The sequence below is a fragment of the Pseudomonas sp. IAC-BECa141 genome, assembly GCF_020544405.1.
GTDB lineage: Bacteria > Pseudomonadota > Gammaproteobacteria > Pseudomonadales > Pseudomonadaceae > Aquipseudomonas.
The window spans coordinates 564,038-579,511 of record NZ_CP065410.1; the positions used below are offsets into that span (position 1 = coordinate 564,038).

The window sequence follows — 15,474 nt, forward strand, 5'->3', positions numbered from 1 at the left end:
ATTGTTCGACAATCGAACGCTCGACGACGAGGCACAGCACCAGTCCTGGTGCGTCCGTGCCTTTCAGGTTCTGCTCCGACAATCCACTGCCTGGATGCTGTCTGGAGAGCCCGTGATGACTACAAAATCTAAAAACGCGATCAACCTGAGTGACTCGGCCAAGGTCGATGAACAGTCGGTTCAACCGTTCACCCGTTCGCAAAAAGTCTACGTTCAGGGCTCCCGCCCGGACATCCGCGTGCCGATGCGCGAAATCACCCTCGATGTGACCCCCACCGACTTCGGCGGCGAAATCAACGCGCCGGTCACCGTCTACGACACCTCGGGCCCGTACACCGACCCGAACGTGGTGATCGATGTGCGCAAAGGTCTGGGTGACGTGCGTTCGGCATGGATCGACGACCGTGGCGACACCGAGCGCCTGCCGGGCCTTAGCTCGAATTTCGGTCAGGAGCGCCTGGCCGATCCGGAACTGACCAAGCTGCGTTTCGCCCACGTCAACAACCCGCGCCGCGCCAAGGCCGGGGCCAACGTCAGCCAGATGCACTACGCGCGCAAAGGCATCATCACCGCCGAGATGGAATACGTCGCCATCCGCGAAAACATGAAACTGCAAGAGGCCCGCGCTGCCGGTCTGCTGAATCAGCAGCACGCCGGCCACAGCTTCGGCGCGAGCATCCCGAAAGAAATCACTCCTGAATTCGTGCGCGAAGAAATCGCCCGTGGCCGCGCGATCATTCCGGCCAACATCAACCACGTCGAACTGGAACCGATGATCATCGGCCGTAACTTCCTGGTGAAGATCAACGGCAACATCGGCAACAGCGCGCTGGGTTCGTCCATCGAAGAAGAAGTGGCGAAACTGACCTGGGGCATTCGCTGGGGCTCGGACACCGTGATGGACTTGTCCACCGGCAAGCACATCCACGAAACCCGCGAGTGGATCATCCGCAACTCGCCGGTTCCGATCGGCACCGTACCGATCTATCAGGCGCTGGAAAAGGTCAATGGCGTGGCCGAAGACCTGACCTGGGAGCTGTTTCGCGACACGCTGATCGAGCAGGCGGAGCAGGGCGTCGACTACTTCACCATCCACGCCGGCGTGCTGCTGCGCTACGTGCCGCTGACCGCCAAACGGGTGACCGGCATCGTTTCCCGTGGCGGCTCGATCATGGCCAAGTGGTGCCTGGCGCACCACAAAGAGAACTTCCTCTACACCCACTTCGAGGAAATCTGCGAAATCATGAAGGCCTACGACGTCAGCTTCTCGCTGGGCGACGGCCTGCGTCCGGGCTCGATTGCCGACGCCAACGACGAAGCGCAGTTCGGCGAACTGGAAACCCTCGGCGAGCTGACCAAAATCGCCTGGAAGCACGACGTGCAATGCATGATCGAAGGCCCGGGCCACGTGCCGATGCAGTTGATCAAAGAGAACATGGACAAGCAGCTGGAGTGCTGCGACGAGGCGCCGTTCTACACCCTCGGTCCGCTGACCACCGACATCGCACCGGGTTACGACCACATCACTTCCGGCATCGGTGCGGCGATGATCGGCTGGTTCGGTTGCGCGATGCTCTGCTACGTGACGCCGAAGGAACACCTGGGCTTGCCGAACAAGGATGACGTGAAGACCGGGATCATCACCTACAAGATCGCCGCTCACGCAGCGGACCTGGCCAAGGGGCATCCGGGCGCACAGATCCGCGACAACGCCTTGAGCAAGGCGCGTTTCGAATTCCGTTGGGAAGACCAGTTCAACCTCGGTCTGGATCCGGACACCGCCCGCTCGTATCACGATGAAACCCTGCCGAAGGATTCGGCGAAGGTCGCGCATTTCTGTTCGATGTGCGGGCCGAAATTCTGCTCGATGAAGATCACTCAGGAAGTCCGCGAATACGCGGCCAACCAGCGGATCGACGCGGTCGACGTGGATGTCGCCCAGGGCCTGGCGGAACAGGCCGAGCGGTTCAGGAAGGAAGGCAGTCAGCTGTACAAGAAGGTTTGATCTGACCTGAAAGGGTGGGGCCTGTAATGGCCCCTTCGCGAGCAAGCTCGCTCCCACATTTGAATGCATTCCAAAGTGGGGGCGAGCTTGCTCGCGAATACGGTCGACACAACAACAAATGTCCCTCTGAGATAACACCCTTGAGCATTCAACCCGGTACTTATTCCCCCGACCTCGCCGTGCCCGCCAGCCAGCGTGTATTCGGCGGTCGCGATCTGTTTTCCCTGTGGTTCTCCCTCGGCATCGGCCTGATGGTCTTGCAGACCGGTGCACTGCTGGCGCCGGGGCTGGGCCTGTCGGGAGCGCTGCTGGCGATTTTCCTCGGCACCCTGGTCGGCGTCTTGTTGCTGGCCGCCGTTGGCGTGATCGGCAGCGACACCGGCCTGTCGTCGATGGCCGCGCTGAAACTCAGCCTCGGCAGCAAAGGCGCGAGCCTGCCGGCGCTGCTCAACCTGCTGCAACTGATCGGTTGGGGTTCTTTCGAAATCATCGTCATGCGCGATGCGGCCAGCCTGCTCGGCACTCGTGCATTCAGCGAAGGTTCGCTGTGGGCCAGTCCGATGTTGTGGACCCTGTGCTTCGGTGCGCTGGCGACGTTGCTGGCGGTCAGCGGGCCGTTGACGTTCGTGCGCAAGATCCTGCGCAAGTGGGGCATCTGGCTGATTCTGGGCGCGTGCATCTGGCTGACCTGGAACCTGTTTGCCAAGGCCGATCTCGCCGCCTTGTGGGCACAGGCCGGGGATGGCTCGATGCCGCTCGCCGTGGGCTTCGATATCGCCATCGCGATGCCGCTGTCGTGGCTGCCGCTGATCGCCGACTACTCGCGCTTCGGGCAGCGGGCGAAGAACGTATTCGGCGGCACAGCGATCGGTTTCTTCATCGGCAATTTCTGGCTGATGAGCCTGGGCGTGGCCTACACCCTGGCCTTTGCGCCGAGCGGTGAGGTCAACGCGCTGCTGCTGGCGCTGGCTGGCGCAGGTCTGGGCATTCCGCTGTTGCTGATTCTGCTGGATGAGTCGGAAAACGCTTTCGCCGACATTCACTCGGCGGCGGTTTCCAGCGGGATTCTGTTGCGTCTGAAAGTCGAGCATCTGGCGTTGGCCATCGGTGTGATCTGCACCCTGATCGCCTTGCTCGCGCCATTGGCGCAATACCAGAACTTCCTGTTGCTGATCGGTTCGGTGTTCGCACCGCTGTTCGGCGTGGTACTGGTGGATCACTTCATCCTGCGCAAGCGCAGTGCCCAGGTGTCATCGGCCGCGTTGCGCTGGCCGGCACTATTGGCCTGGCTGGGTGGCATCAGCACCTATCACTTGCTGGCCAACCTGTATCCGGATGTCGGCGCGACCCTGCCGGCGCTGGTGCTGGCAGGGCTGCTGCAACTCGTGCTCGGCCGAGCTTTCAGTTACGGCCGGGAAAAAGCTCGGGCTTGAGAATGCCATTCAGGCGCGGGTAAGGGATTTTCAGTTCGACGTGGCCCAGCGCATAAGGCGCGATGGTGGTCACGTCGTACTTGAGGATCACGCCGCCGTAGGTCAGCGCCACGTTAGGGGTTTTGACGAACGGCCAGCTCTTCACGAACTCCGGTTCCTGATCGAGCTTGGTACTGATCAGCCAGCTGTTGTGGGCCACTTGCGCGGCTTTCCAGAACGCCTCTTCCTGACCCGGCAGCAACATGTCCGCCAGGGTCAGCACCTTGTGCTGCTGACGCGAATAGTTGATGAAACCGCGTCCCGGTGTACCGTGGGCACCGCCGGTGTCCAGGTAGCTCGACGTTTCGATGATCACCAGACCGTCATGCTGCTCGCGTACTTTCGCCTGCAAATAGCTGCTGTTGCGCGGGCCGGCGTTGGCCAGGAATTGCTCGCGATACGCTGCCAGCGTCGGCGCCACCGGGGCGTTCGGTGCGGTGCGGGTCATTTGCAGCAGGCGTTTTTCGATGATGCCGTCCAGAGCCGGTTCTGCCGGAAAGCGCAACGTATCGATGTTCACCAGCGGGCAGTCCGGGTTGGAGCAACCGGGTTTCAGCGTTTCCGAGGCGTCGCGGGTGGTTTCCAGCGGCGTGCGGTAGTTGGGCTGGAACAGGCTGGCGCACGCGCCCAGGGTCAGGGCGATGGCGGCCACGGAGGCAATTTTGAAAAGCGACATGGGCGTCCTTTCTGAAGCAGGGGAAGGCAAAAAGTTACCGCTTCGACTCTCAACGAAGCGGTCAGTTCGCCACTAAGCTAATTAGAGTGGGTTTCGCCTTCACCGTCCATCCCGCTGACAGTAAAGGGGCTGCATCAAATGTCACGGGCGCGTTAGGATGGCGCGAAGTCGAGGTCGCCATTAGAAAGACGAACCTCGTATTGGAATCTGCAGTAGACGAGGATGCCCATGACCGATTTTGCCAATGCCATTCCAACCGCCGTCGATATCGTGCAGCGGGTGCAATGCTACGAGGGCTTCTACAAGCTCGATCGCGTGCATTTGCGCCATGAACTGTTCGCCGGTGGCATGAGCCGCGAAATCAATCGTGAAGTGTTCGTGCGCCATGATGCCGTGTGCATGCTGCCCTACGATCCGCAGCGCGATGAAGTGGTGCTGATCGAGCAGTTTCGTGTCGGCGCCATGGGCAAGGCCGACAACCCGTGGCTGGTGGAACTGGTCGCCGGTCTGATCGACAAGGATGAACAGCCGGAAGAAGTTGCTCACCGCGAAGCGCAGGAGGAAGCTGGGCTGGACATCAAGGCCCTGTGGCCAATGACCAAATACTTTCCATCGCCGGGCGGCAGCAACGAATTCGTGCATCTGTACCTGGGGCGTTGCAGCACGGAGGGCGCAGGCGGCCTGCATGGTCTGGAGGAAGAAGCCGAAGATATCCGCGTCACGGTCTGGGCTTTCGAAGATGCCTTGCAGGCTGTACGCGACGGACAGATTGCCAATGCGGCGAGCATCATCGCCTTGCAGTGGCTGGCGCTCAACCGCGCCGAAGTGAGGGGGCTATGGTCGTAAACAAGTTGCGCGATCGCTACCGCGTCGACCTCGTGGGGCTGCAAGCCGCCTGCGAGGCCAACTACGCGCGCCTGATGCGACTGTTGCCGGACATGCGCAACGACCCGCAGGCCCGGCGCATTGCCGTGACCCAGGGCGACCAGATGCTCGGCGTTCTGGCGCTCGAGGTGCTGCAGACCTGTCCGTACACCACGACCCTGCAAGTGCGCCAGGAACACAGCCTGCCGTGGCTGCCGGTGCCGCAACTGGAAGTGCAGGTCTATCACGACGCGCGCATGGCCGAGGTGATCAGCGCCGAGCATGCGCGACGTTTTCGCGGCGTCTATCCTTACCCGAATGCGGCCATGCATCAGCCGGACGAAAAGGCCCAGCTCAATCTGTTCCTGGGCGAATGGCTGAGTCACTGCCTGGCGTGCGGACACGAATACGCGGCGGTCCGATAACCACCGCAAGTTGTGAACTGCGTCCGTTTCGCCGGTTTCTCTTTACGCTGTCCCCCCGCATAATTGCCGCACCTATCCAGTCCCGCGATCCCGGGGGAGAACGCCTTGCCGAGCGTATCGACTTTGACCACCGCCGACATGGCGTTGCTGGTGCAACTCTCTGACAGTCATCTGTTCGCCGAGGCGGACAGAACGCTGCTGGGCATGAATACCCGCGAGAGTCTGCAAAAAGTCATCGAGCTGGTGCTTGAACAGCAACCGCGGATCGACCTGATCGTTGCCAGCGGCGACTTGTCCCAGGACGGCACGCTGGAGTCCTATCAGCAATTCCGCCAGATGACGGCGCAGATCGATGCGCCGGCCCGCTGGATCCCCGGCAACCACGATGAACCCCAGATCATGGCTCAGGCGACGGTCAAGAGTGCGTTGCTGGAGTCCGTGGTGGATGTCGGCAACTGGCGCGTGACCCTGCTCGATTCGGCGGTGCCCGGATCGGTGCCGGGGTATCTGCAGGACGACCAACTGCAATTGCTCGCCAGCTCCCTGAGCGAAGCGCCGGATCGCCATCATCTGGTGTGCTTGCACCACCATCCGGTGTCGATCGGTTGCGCCTGGATGGAGCCGATCGGCTTGCGCAATCCGGAAGCGTTTTTCGAAGTGCTCGACCGTTTCCCGCAGGCCCGCGCCGTGCTGTGGGGGCATGTCCATCAGGAAATCGACCGCGAACGCAACGGCGTAAGGTTGATCGCCTCGCCGTCGACCTGCATCCAGTTCGAGCCGGGCAGCGAAGATTTCAAGGTTGGCGAACAGGCGCCGGGGTATCGCTGGTTGCGATTGCTGCCGGACGGGCGGATCGAGACTGGCGTGGAGCGTGTCACTGATTTCCGGTTCACTGTCGATTACGGCTCCGACGGTTACTGATTGACGGGCACAGCGCTGATTTCCTCGGGTGCTGGCCCAACACCCCTCGACTCCCTGTAAACTCCGCTATCTTCAGCCGACGCCCAGGGAGCTCAAATGTCCGGTTCGATTCTCTATATCCATGGTTTCAACAGCGCGCCGGCTTCGAAAAAGGCCTGTCAGCTGGTCGAGGTGATGGAGCGGCTGGGTTTGAGCGATCAACTGCGTGTCCCCGCGCTGCATCACCACCCGCGCGAAGCCATCGGTCAGCTGGAACAGGCAATTGCCGAACTCGGCCGGCCGTTGCTGGTGGGAAGTTCGCTCGGCGGCTACTATGCGACTCACCTGGCCGAGCGCCATGGCCTGAAAGCCCTGCTGGTCAACCCGGCCGTCAGTCCGCACCGGATGTTCGACGGATACCTGGGCACCCAGAAAAACCTGTACACCGACGAGACCTGGGAACTGACCCACGACCACGTGACGGCCCTGGCCGAGCTGGAAGTGCCGGCGCCACAGGATCCGCAGCGTTATCAGGTATGGTTGCAGACCGGCGATGAAACACTGGATTATCGCCTTGCCCAGCAGTATTACCGGGCCTGTGCCTTGCGCATCCAGGCTGGCGGCGACCACAGTTTCCAGGGATTTGTTACACAATTGCCGGCATTGCTCAGCTTTGCCGGGATTGGCGCCGATATCTATCAGGCAGTCGATTTCACCGCACTGTGAAGTCTTGCCCCATTTTCATTGAATCACTGACGACGAGACCCTATGGCCACTCCCAGCGCTAGCTCCTATAACGCCGACGCCATCGAAGTCCTCTCGGGCCTCGACCCGGTGCGCAAGCGCCCCGGCATGTACACCGACACCAGTCGGCCGAACCACCTTGCCCAGGAAGTCATCGACAACAGTGTCGACGAAGCCCTGGCCGGCCACGCCAAATCGATCCAGGTCATCCTCCACGCCGACCATTCGCTGGAAGTCTGCGACGACGGCCGTGGCATGCCGGTCGACATTCACCCGGAAGAGGGCGTGTCGGGCGTCGAACTGATCCTCACCAAGCTCCATGCGGGCGGCAAGTTTTCCAACAAGAACTACCAGTTCTCCGGCGGTCTGCACGGGGTGGGTATTTCCGTGGTCAACGCCTTGTCGACCCAGGTGCGGGTGCGGGTCAAACGTGACGGCAACGAATACGAAATGACCTTCGCCGATGGCTTCAAGGCCACCGATCTGCAAGTCATCGGCACCGTTGGCAAGCGCAATACCGGGACCAGCGTGTACTTCGCGCCGGACCCGAAATACTTCGATTCGCCGAAATTCTCCATCAGCCGCCTCAAGCACGTGCTCAAGGCCAAGGCCGTTCTCTGCCCGGGGCTGCTGATCAGCTTCGAAGACAAAGGCACCGGCGAAAAGGTCGAGTGGCACTACGAAGACGGCCTGCGCTCCTATCTGGTGGATGCGGTCAGCGAATTCGAGCGTCTGCCGGACGCGCCGTTCTGCGGCAACCTGGCCGGCGCCAAGGAAGCGGTCGAGTGGGCCCTGCTGTGGCTGCCTGAAGGCGGTACTTCGGTCACCGAAAGCTACGTCAACCTGATTCCGACGGAGCAGGGCGGTACCCACGTCAACGGTCTGCGTCAGGGGCTGCTCGATGCGATGCGTGAGTTCTGCGAATTCCGCAGCCTGCTGCCGCGTGGCGTCAAACTGGCCCCGGAGGACGTCTGGGAACGCATCGCTTTCGTCCTGTCGATGAAGATGCAGGAACCGCAATTTTCCGGTCAGACCAAGGAACGTCTGTCGTCCCGTGAAGCGGCGGCATTTGTCTCCGGCGTGGTCAAGGATGCGTTCAGCCTGTGGCTCAATGCCAACCCGGAAACCGGTCTGGCGCTGGCAGAACTGGCGATCAGCAACGCCGGCCGTCGTCTGAAGGCCAGCAAGAAAGTCGAGCGCAAGCGCATCACCCAGGGGCCGGCATTGCCGGGCAAACTGGCCGATTGCGCGGGGCAGGACCCGATGCGTTCCGAGCTGTTCCTGGTGGAAGGTGATTCCGCCGGCGGTTCGGCCAAACAGGCGCGGGACAAGGAATTCCAGGCGATCCTGCCGTTGCGCGGCAAGATCCTCAATACCTGGGAAGTCGACGGCAGTGAAGTGCTGGCCAGCCAGGAAGTGCACAACATCGCCGTGGCCATCGGTGTCGATCCGGGCGCCGAGGACATGAGCCAGCTGCGCTACGGCAAGATCTGCATCCTCGCTGACGCCGACTCCGACGGTCTGCACATCGCGACCTTGCTCTGCGCTTTGTTCGTCCAGCATTTCCGCCCGCTGGTGGACGCTGGTCACGTCTACGTCGCGATGCCGCCGCTGTACCGCATCGACCTGGGCAAAGAGATCTACTACGCCCTCGACGAGGCCGAGCGCGACGGGATCCTTGACCGTCTGGTGGCCGAGAAGAAACGCGGCAAGCCGCAGGTCACCCGATTCAAGGGTCTGGGTGAAATGAACCCGCCGCAACTGCGTGAAACCACCATGGACCCGAACACTCGGCGCCTGGTGCAGTTGACCCTCGGGGACGACTTCGCCCAGACCTCGGAAATAATGGACATGCTGCTGGCGAAGAAACGCGCCGGCGACCGCAAGACCTGGCTCGAATCCAAGGGCAACCTCGCCGAGGTTCTGGCCTGATGCGGTTTGGCTGGGCCTTGGCGGGTGCGTTGCTGCTGGGTTCGATGACGGTGTCGGCAGAGCCTGCGCAAGAGCTGCGCGTGCTCGCCGAGCACCCGGTCGAAGGCATGCGCGGCGGCAACCTGTCGGGGCTGGCCTTGTGTGGCAATGATCTGTGGACCGTTTCGGATCGCGACGATGACCAGATCTACCGTCTCGATATCCGCGACCGGGTCTGGCAGGCCACGGCCGTGCGCATCGATCCGCCGAAAGTGCCGGACAGCGGCTTGCCGTGGGGCATCAGCTCGCGCACCTGGGCGGCTTCGTTCATTCGGGGCGGCGATCTGGATTTCGAAGGCATCACCTGCGACAGCGCCGGCAACCGCTACATTGTCAGCGAAGCCCACGCAGCGGTGCTGCAAGTGCCGCCTCAGGGGCCGTCGTCGTGGCTGAAAATCTCGCCGATGATGGTCCGCGAGGCGCGGGCCAGCGGGATGTTGCTGCAGTTCAACGCGATATTCGAAGGCCTGGCGATCAATCCGGCGGGCGATCAGATGTGGCTGGCTGCGGAGCGGCAAAGCCGTGGCTTGCTGATGATCAAGCGTCAGCAGACGGTGTGGGATTGTGACGGGCGCTGCGTGCTGCTCAGCGAGGGCGGGATGGAAATGCAACCGCCGCAGTTTCCGAAAGCCCGCCCGGTCAATCGGGATTTTTCCGACGTGTCCCTGTTCAACGGCAAACTGTTTACCCTTGAGCGCAACGCGTACCAGATCTGTCGTCGCGATGCGCTGACGGCCAAGGTCGAGCTTTGCTGGTCGTATGCGGCCGAGTTGTTGCAGGCCAATCGTCGTTATTCGCAGAACTTCGGGCTGGAAGAGGCGCTGGTGGTCGATGCTCAAGGTGCGTGGATCGGCGTCGACAACAATTTTGGTCCCCGGGCCGATGGCGAGGTCCGCCCGATCATCTGGCGATTCGCCGCGCCCGAGGGTGGCTGGAGCGCCAAGCCATGAGCCAGCAACCGCCGGGCAGGCGCGCCGGTCGGGTGTTGATGATTCTGGCCTGGTGCGCGGCGCTGTTTCTGGCCACGCGGTTCTTCGGCCAGTGGGAAGAGCGCCAGCGCAATCCCAATGTGGAAGTGGCTTCGCAGCAGGGTAACGGCTTTATCGAAGTGAAACTGATCGGCAACGCCCAGGGACATTTTGTCGCCAGCGGCCTGATCAACGGTCGGCCGGTGGAGTTCATGCTCGACACTGGCGCGACCGACGTGGCAATCCCGGCCGAAGTGGCGAAAAACCTTCGGCTGGAAGAAGGTTTCGGTGTGACCCTGAGCACGGCCAATGGCCTGAGCCAGGGCTATCGCACCCGGATCGACCGCCTGCAACTGGGCGACATCGTGCTGCGGGATGTCCGCGCACTGGTGGCGCCCGGCCTGCATGGCGATCAGGTGCTGCTCGGCATGAGCGCCCTGAACAAACTTGAATTTACTCAGCGCGGCGGCACCATGCTGCTGCGCCAGACAACGAACCGATGAGGCCCGCATGAGCGACAACCTTGCAGACAGCTTAGATGGCGTAGAACGCCGGTCGCTGGCTGACTTCACCGAAAATGCCTACCTCAACTACTCCATGTACGTGATCATGGACCGTGCCTTGCCGCATATCGGCGACGGTCTGAAACCGGTACAGCGGCGTATCGTCTACGCCATGAGCGAGCTGGGGCTGGATGCCGATTCCAAGCACAAGAAATCGGCGCGTACCGTCGGCGACGTGCTCGGCAAGTTCCACCCCCACGGCGACTCGGCGTGCTACGAAGCGATGGTGCTGATGGCCCAGCCGTTCAGCTATCGCTACACGCTGGTGGACGGCCAGGGTAACTGGGGTGCGCCGGACGATCCGAAATCCTTCGCCGCCATGCGTTACACCGAAGCGCGGCTGTCACGTTATTCCGAAGTGCTGCTCAGCGAACTGGGCCAGGGCACCGCAGACTGGGGCCCGAACTTCGACGGCACCCTGCAGGAACCGCTGGTGTTGCCGGCACGTTTGCCGAACATCCTGCTCAACGGCACCACCGGTATCGCCGTGGGCATGGCCACCGATGTGCCGCCGCACAACCTGCGCGAAGTCGCCACCGCGTGCGTGCGCCTGCTCGACGAGCCGAAAGCCACGGTCGAACAGCTTTGCGAACACATCCAGGGCCCGGACTACCCGACCGAAGCGGAAATCATCACTCCGCGCGCCGACCTGCTGAAAATGTACGAAACCGGCAAGGGCTCGGTGCGCATGCGCGCCGTGTACCACGTCGAGGACGGCGACATCATCATCACCGCGCTGCCGCACCAGGTCTCCGGGGCCAAAGTGCTGGAGCAGATCGCCGCGCTGATGCAGGCCAAGCCGTCGAAAGCACCGCAGATCGCCGACCTGCGCGATGAATCCGATCACGAGAACCCGTGCCGCATCGTGATCATCCCGGTCAACAGCCGCGTCGATCACGAAGCGTTGATGCAGCACCTGTTCGCCAGCACCGAGCTGGAGTCGACGTATCGGGTCAACGTCAACATCATCGGTCTGGACGGCAAGCCGCAGCTGAAAAACCTCCGTGCGTTGCTGGTGGAGTGGCTGGAATTCCGCGTGCTGACCGTGCGTCGCCGGCTGCAATTCCGCCTCGACAAGGTCGAGCGCCGCCTGCACCTGTTGGACGGTTTGCTGATTGCCTACCTCAACCTGGATGAAGTGATTCACATCATCCGCACCGAGGATCAGCCGAAAGCCAAACTGATCGAGCGTTTTGCCCTCAGCGAAATCCAGGCCGATTACATCCTCGATACCCGTCTGCGTCAGTTGGCGCGACTGGAAGAGATGAAGCTGCGCGACGAGCAGGATGAACTGCTCAAGGAACAAGCCAAGCTGCAAGCGCTGCTGAGCAGTGAAGCCAAGCTGAAGAAGCTGGTTCGCAGTGAGCTGCTGAAAGACGCCGAAACCTACGGCGATGATCGTCGGTCGCCAATCGTCGAGCGCGCTGAAGCCAAGGCGCTGACCGAGCACGATCTGCTGCCGAACGAGAAAGTCACCGTCGTGCTGTCGGAAAAAGGCTGGATCCGTTCGGCCAAGGGCCACGATATCGACGCCACCGGCCTGTCGTACAAGGCTGGCGACGGCTTCAAGACCTCGGCAGCGGGGCGTTCGAACCAGTCGGCCGTGGTCATCGACTCCACGGGCCGCAGTTACTCGCTGGCCACCCACACCCTGCCATCGGCACGAGGCCAGGGCGAGCCGTTGACCGGTCGTCTGACGCCGCCGCCGGGCGCAACGTTCGAATGTGTGCTGATGCCGGAAGAGGACTCGCTGTACGTGATCGCCTCTGACGCCGGCTACGGTTTCGTGGTGAAAGGTGAAGACCTGCAAGCCAAGAACAAGGCCGGCAAGGCGCTGTTGAGCCTGCCGAACAACGCCAAGGTGATCGCGCCGCGTCCGGTGGCCGACCGCGAGCACAACTGGCTGGCCTCGGTAACGACCGAGGGTCGCCTGCTGATCTTCAAGATCAGCGACCTGCCACAATTAGGGAAGGGCAAAGGCAACAAGATCATCGGTATTTCCGGTGAGCGTGTGGCCAGTCGCGAAGAATATGTCACGGACATCGCCGTTCTTCCGGAAGGCGCCACCTTGGTGCTGCAGGCCGGAAAACGTACCTTGTCGCTGAAGGCCGACGACCTCGAACACTACAAAGGTGAGCGTGGTCGCCGTGGTAACAAACTGCCACGTGGCTTCCAGCGGGTGGATGCGCTGCTCGTCGAAAACCTCAATTAAGCGGCCAGGGGGCGTTCGTACTGATTTCTCCGGCGGAGAAAATGAGTGAGAACGCCTCTCTAGAGCGTCCGATCTTCGATTTAACCCGTAGATCGGCGCTTTGGCGCTGGAGTCGGAACGCATATTCACGGATGATATGGCCTTTCCAAGCGCCGGCGTGGCCGAGCGTTCTTCATATTTGCTGAGTATTTTCACTGTGGTCAGCCTTGTGGCGGCCACCTGGACGGGATGATGACTTCTCTGCGCCCCCTTATTTTCCTGCTCGCCGGCGTTCTTGGCCTGGCGGGTTGCAGCGTTCACCAGCCGGTGTCGCTGTATCAGCTGGACAGCGGAAGTCCGGCTCAGCCTGCGCAAAGCTCAGGCATGGCAGTTCTGCTGGGTCCTGTAATCGTTGCCGATTACCTGCAGCGGGAAACCCTGTTGCAGCGTCAACCGGACGGCAGCCTGCAAGCCTCGGTCGATGGTCGCTGGGCTGGTAGCCTTTCGTCGGATATCGATCAATTGCTGCTGCGTCAGGTTGCCGGTCGTCTGGACAGCCAGCGGGTGGTACTGGCACCGGCGACCACCGGGTTCACGCCCGATGTTCAAGTGTTGTTGACCATCACTCGTCTGGACTCCGGCGCAAAACAGCCGGCGATTCTTGACGCGCAGTGGCGACTGCTCGACCGTCGTGGCCAGGTGCGTGACAACCGCATCGTCCACTTGCAAGAACTGCACAGTGGCAGCACGGCTTCCCAGGTTCAGGCGCAAGGCATTCTGCTGCAGCGTCTGGCCGAGCAACTGTCGGTCGCGCTCAAGCCGTTGGCCAACCAGCCACCGGTTGCCGAAGCGCCACGCAAACCGGCACCGAAGCCGGCAGCACCGGCGGCGGAAGCCGAGAAGCAGCCGAAGATCCCGATGGCTTCGCCGATTCGTACCGATATGGAAGTGTTCCGCTTTTAAGGCTGGAACGAGTCAGGACAGAGCCCGCCTTGTGCGGGCTTTGTTGTGTCTGGGGCTCTGCGTGGACGATCAAAAGCCCCTCACCCGAACCCTCCCGAAACGTCGGACCGCTTGGAGGGAGAGGGTAGGGTGAGGGGCTGTCGAGAGTGCATAAAAAATCCAGAACGCCACACACAAAAAAGCCCGCAGACGAGTGATCATCTGCGGGCTTCTTTACATCAAGGCCTCAGGCCCGACGCTCATGCATCCGCGCCAGTTGCCGCTCGAGCATCGACGGATATGGCTCCATCAAACGCTCCACGCAGCAGGCGCCTTCAGGGCTGGCAATCGGCCGGATCCGCGCACGCTGACGGATCAGCGCGTCGTCACCGATCTTGCGCTCCACCAGCAGCAGGTTGCGGCTGTGTTGCGACAGCGCCAGGGCGTCTTGAGCGCTGTCGGTCAACAGCAGGTCAATCTGGCTCAGACCGAACAGTTCGTCACCAAGAGTCAGGCCCAGCTGCAATTGCAGGGTGATGCCGCTGTCGGCGACTTCGATCTGCAACTGGTGGCCCAGCGCCCGCAGCAGCTCGCCGCAGCAGATGGCGTTGGTCAGGTAATCGTCGCCGCTGTCTTCGGTGTGGAACAGCATCAGCGTGCTGCCATCGTTCAGGGTTTCGATTTCGCCCTGATACAGCGAAGCGGCCTGTTCCAGACAGTCGCGATAGCGATCCTGCAACTCTTCCAGGCGCGCACGCGGCAAGCGGCGCAGTTGTTCCTGCGAGCCCAGTTGCACCGCCAGCACCGCCGTATGTTGCGGCACGCTCGGGGTCGGTCGGCGCACGGCCGGTTGTGCGGTTTCGCTCAGCGACTCGTCACGCAGGTCGGCGAACGGATCTTCGTCATCGTCGTCTTCAACGGTGCTGACCACATGGCGTGGGGCAGGCTTGTGCGCGGCCATCGGGCGGCTTTCGTCGAAACTCGGATCACGCAGGTTGCGCACTTCGAATTCCGGCTCGTCGTCGAACTCGGGTTCCGGTTCGGGCTCCGGTTCGGCCGGCTCCGGGGCATAGCTGGCGTGTAACTGGCGGGCAAGATCGCCGATCTCGTCCTGACGCTCGATTCCCGGCGTGTATTCGTCGATCCGCCGCAGCCACACGCGCAGTTGCAGCAGCGGCGTGGAGATGTGCCGGCCCAGACGCAGGCTCAGGGCCAGGGACAGTGCCAGCAGAATCGCACTCAGGATGCCCATGCTTTGCAGGCTGATGGTCATCGGCTGCTGGAACTGATCCATGTCCAGGCTGATGCGCAGTTGCCCGGCGGTCACGTCCTGAAAGGTGATCTTGCTTTCGTACATGCCCTCGGCTTCGCCCAGCAGGCCGTGCTTGGGCCGCTGACCGGACTCGGCGAGGATGCGGTTGTCCACGCTGTAGATGGCGGCGTGGGCCACCAGCTTGTTCTTGGTCAGGTTGTTGAGCAGCACGTTGAGGCTGAGGATGTCGTTGGACACCAGCAGCTCGGTCGCGGAGGTGGCGGTCTGCGTGGTCAGGCTTTCGCCCAGCGCATCGGCCTGCTCGTGCATGGCCTGCTTGAATTGCAGGCCCATCACGCAGGCATAGATCACCAGGGCCAGGGCGACCAGGATCACGTTATGGCTGGCAATGCGCAATGCAATCGGTACACGGCGGTGGCGCAGTGCACGGAAGATCAGCAGAAAGAAGTTATCGGTTTTAACTGGCGTGGGCCGGTTCAC

13 protein-coding genes are annotated in these 15,474 nt (G+C 62.0%); 11 read left to right on the forward strand and 2 right to left on the reverse strand.

Going from position 1 to position 15,474, the window contains the following annotated elements; translation table 11 throughout:
* Nucleotides 1–115: 115 nt before the first annotated feature.
* Together thiC and cytX are read left to right on the forward strand one after the other, a co-directional pair.
* Nucleotides 116–2,005 carry a phosphomethylpyrimidine synthase ThiC gene (gene thiC / locus I5961_RS02505; RefSeq protein WP_227234242.1) on the forward strand — a complete coding sequence of 630 codons (1,890 nt, stop codon included), beginning with the start codon at nt 116–118 and terminating at the stop codon, nt 2,003–2,005.
* 140 nt (nt 2,006–2,145) lie between these two features.
* The gene (cytX, locus tag I5961_RS02510) at nt 2,146–3,438 is read left to right on the forward strand and encodes a putative hydroxymethylpyrimidine transporter CytX (protein WP_227234243.1); all 1,293 of its coding nucleotides are present in this window, start codon (nt 2,146–2,148) and stop codon (nt 3,436–3,438) included.
* On the opposite strand, the gene I5961_RS02515 is transcribed toward cytX, so the two are convergent.
* Nucleotides 3,407–4,153 carry an RsiV family protein gene (locus I5961_RS02515; protein ID WP_085701039.1) on the reverse strand — a complete coding sequence of 249 codons (747 nt, stop codon included), beginning with the start codon at nt 4,151–4,153 and terminating at the stop codon, nt 3,407–3,409. The genes cytX and I5961_RS02515 overlap by 32 nt on opposite strands.
* 228 nt (nt 4,154–4,381) lie before the next feature.
* Between I5961_RS02515 and I5961_RS02520 the strand changes: the two genes are divergently transcribed.
* The 9 genes from I5961_RS02520 to I5961_RS02560 all read left to right on the forward strand — a co-directional run bounded on the left by I5961_RS02520 (nt 4,382) and on the right by I5961_RS02560 (nt 13,742).
* Nucleotides 4,382–4,999 carry an NUDIX domain-containing protein gene (locus I5961_RS02520; protein WP_085701038.1) on the forward strand — a complete coding sequence of 206 codons (618 nt, stop codon included), beginning with the start codon at nt 4,382–4,384 and terminating at the stop codon, nt 4,997–4,999.
* A complete protein-coding gene (locus tag I5961_RS02525; RefSeq protein WP_227234244.1) occupies nt 4,990–5,442 on the forward strand; it encodes a DUF1249 domain-containing protein in 453 nt (150 codons plus the stop codon). The genes I5961_RS02520 and I5961_RS02525 overlap by 10 nt, the downstream gene beginning before the upstream one ends.
* A 105-nt stretch (nt 5,443–5,547) precedes the next feature.
* On the forward strand, nt 5,548–6,363 hold the full coding sequence (gene cpdA / locus I5961_RS02530; protein ID WP_227234246.1) for a 3',5'-cyclic-AMP phosphodiesterase: 816 nt from the start codon (nt 5,548–5,550) through the stop codon (nt 6,361–6,363).
* Between the two features lie 96 nt (nt 6,364–6,459).
* On the forward strand, nt 6,460–7,068 hold the full coding sequence (locus I5961_RS02535) for a YqiA/YcfP family alpha/beta fold hydrolase (RefSeq protein WP_085705238.1): 609 nt from the start codon (nt 6,460–6,462) through the stop codon (nt 7,066–7,068).
* A 42-nt stretch (nt 7,069–7,110) separates the two neighbouring features.
* A complete protein-coding gene (gene parE / locus I5961_RS02540; RefSeq protein WP_085701034.1) occupies nt 7,111–9,018 on the forward strand; it encodes a DNA topoisomerase IV subunit B in 1,908 nt (635 codons plus the stop codon).
* Nucleotides 9,018–10,007, forward strand: coding sequence for an esterase-like activity of phytase family protein (locus I5961_RS02545; RefSeq protein ID WP_085685234.1), 990 nt, complete (start codon nt 9,018–9,020; stop codon nt 10,005–10,007). The genes parE and I5961_RS02545 overlap by 1 nt, the downstream gene beginning before the upstream one ends.
* Complete coding sequence (locus tag I5961_RS02550; RefSeq protein WP_085701033.1) at nt 10,004–10,528, forward strand: TIGR02281 family clan AA aspartic protease; 525 nt, start codon at nt 10,004–10,006, stop codon at nt 10,526–10,528. Before I5961_RS02545 ends, I5961_RS02550 begins: the two co-directional genes overlap by 4 nt.
* A gap of 7 nt (nt 10,529–10,535) precedes the next feature.
* Entirely contained in the window at nt 10,536–12,800 is a 2,265-nt protein-coding gene (gene parC, locus I5961_RS02555) for a DNA topoisomerase IV subunit A (RefSeq protein WP_085701032.1), read from the forward strand.
* 231 nt (nt 12,801–13,031) lie between these two features.
* Nucleotides 13,032–13,742: a membrane integrity-associated transporter subunit PqiC gene (locus tag I5961_RS02560; protein WP_085701031.1), complete on the forward strand. Its 711-nt coding sequence runs from the start codon at nt 13,032–13,034 to the stop codon at nt 13,740–13,742.
* A 226-nt stretch (nt 13,743–13,968) separates the two neighbouring features.
* On the opposite strand, the gene I5961_RS02565 is transcribed toward I5961_RS02560, so the two are convergent.
* Nucleotides 13,969–15,474 (reverse strand): AhpA/YtjB family protein, encoded by a 1,506-nt coding sequence (locus tag I5961_RS02565; protein ID WP_227234247.1) that lies wholly within the window; start codon nt 15,472–15,474, stop codon nt 13,969–13,971.

Coding starts and splice junctions, on each gene's coding strand:
- I5961_RS02560 (WP_085701031.1), top strand. CDS start 13,032: ATGACTTCTCTGCGCCCCCTTATTTTCCTGCTCGCCGGCGTTCTTGGC.
- parE (WP_085701034.1), top strand. CDS start 7,111: ATGGCCACTCCCAGCGCTAGCTCCTATAACGCCGACGCCATCGAAGTC.
- I5961_RS02545 (WP_085685234.1), top strand. CDS start 9,018: ATGCGGTTTGGCTGGGCCTTGGCGGGTGCGTTGCTGCTGGGTTCGATG.
- thiC (WP_227234242.1), top strand. CDS start 116: ATGACTACAAAATCTAAAAACGCGATCAACCTGAGTGACTCGGCCAAG.
- I5961_RS02520 (WP_085701038.1), top strand. CDS start 4,382: ATGACCGATTTTGCCAATGCCATTCCAACCGCCGTCGATATCGTGCAG.
- parC (WP_085701032.1), top strand. CDS start 10,536: ATGAGCGACAACCTTGCAGACAGCTTAGATGGCGTAGAACGCCGGTCG.
- I5961_RS02515 (WP_085701039.1), bottom strand. CDS start 4,153: ATGTCGCTTTTCAAAATTGCCTCCGTGGCCGCCATCGCCCTGACCCTG.
- I5961_RS02535 (WP_085705238.1), top strand. CDS start 6,460: ATGTCCGGTTCGATTCTCTATATCCATGGTTTCAACAGCGCGCCGGCT.
- I5961_RS02525 (WP_227234244.1), top strand. CDS start 4,990: ATGGTCGTAAACAAGTTGCGCGATCGCTACCGCGTCGACCTCGTGGGG.
- I5961_RS02550 (WP_085701033.1), top strand. CDS start 10,004: ATGAGCCAGCAACCGCCGGGCAGGCGCGCCGGTCGGGTGTTGATGATT.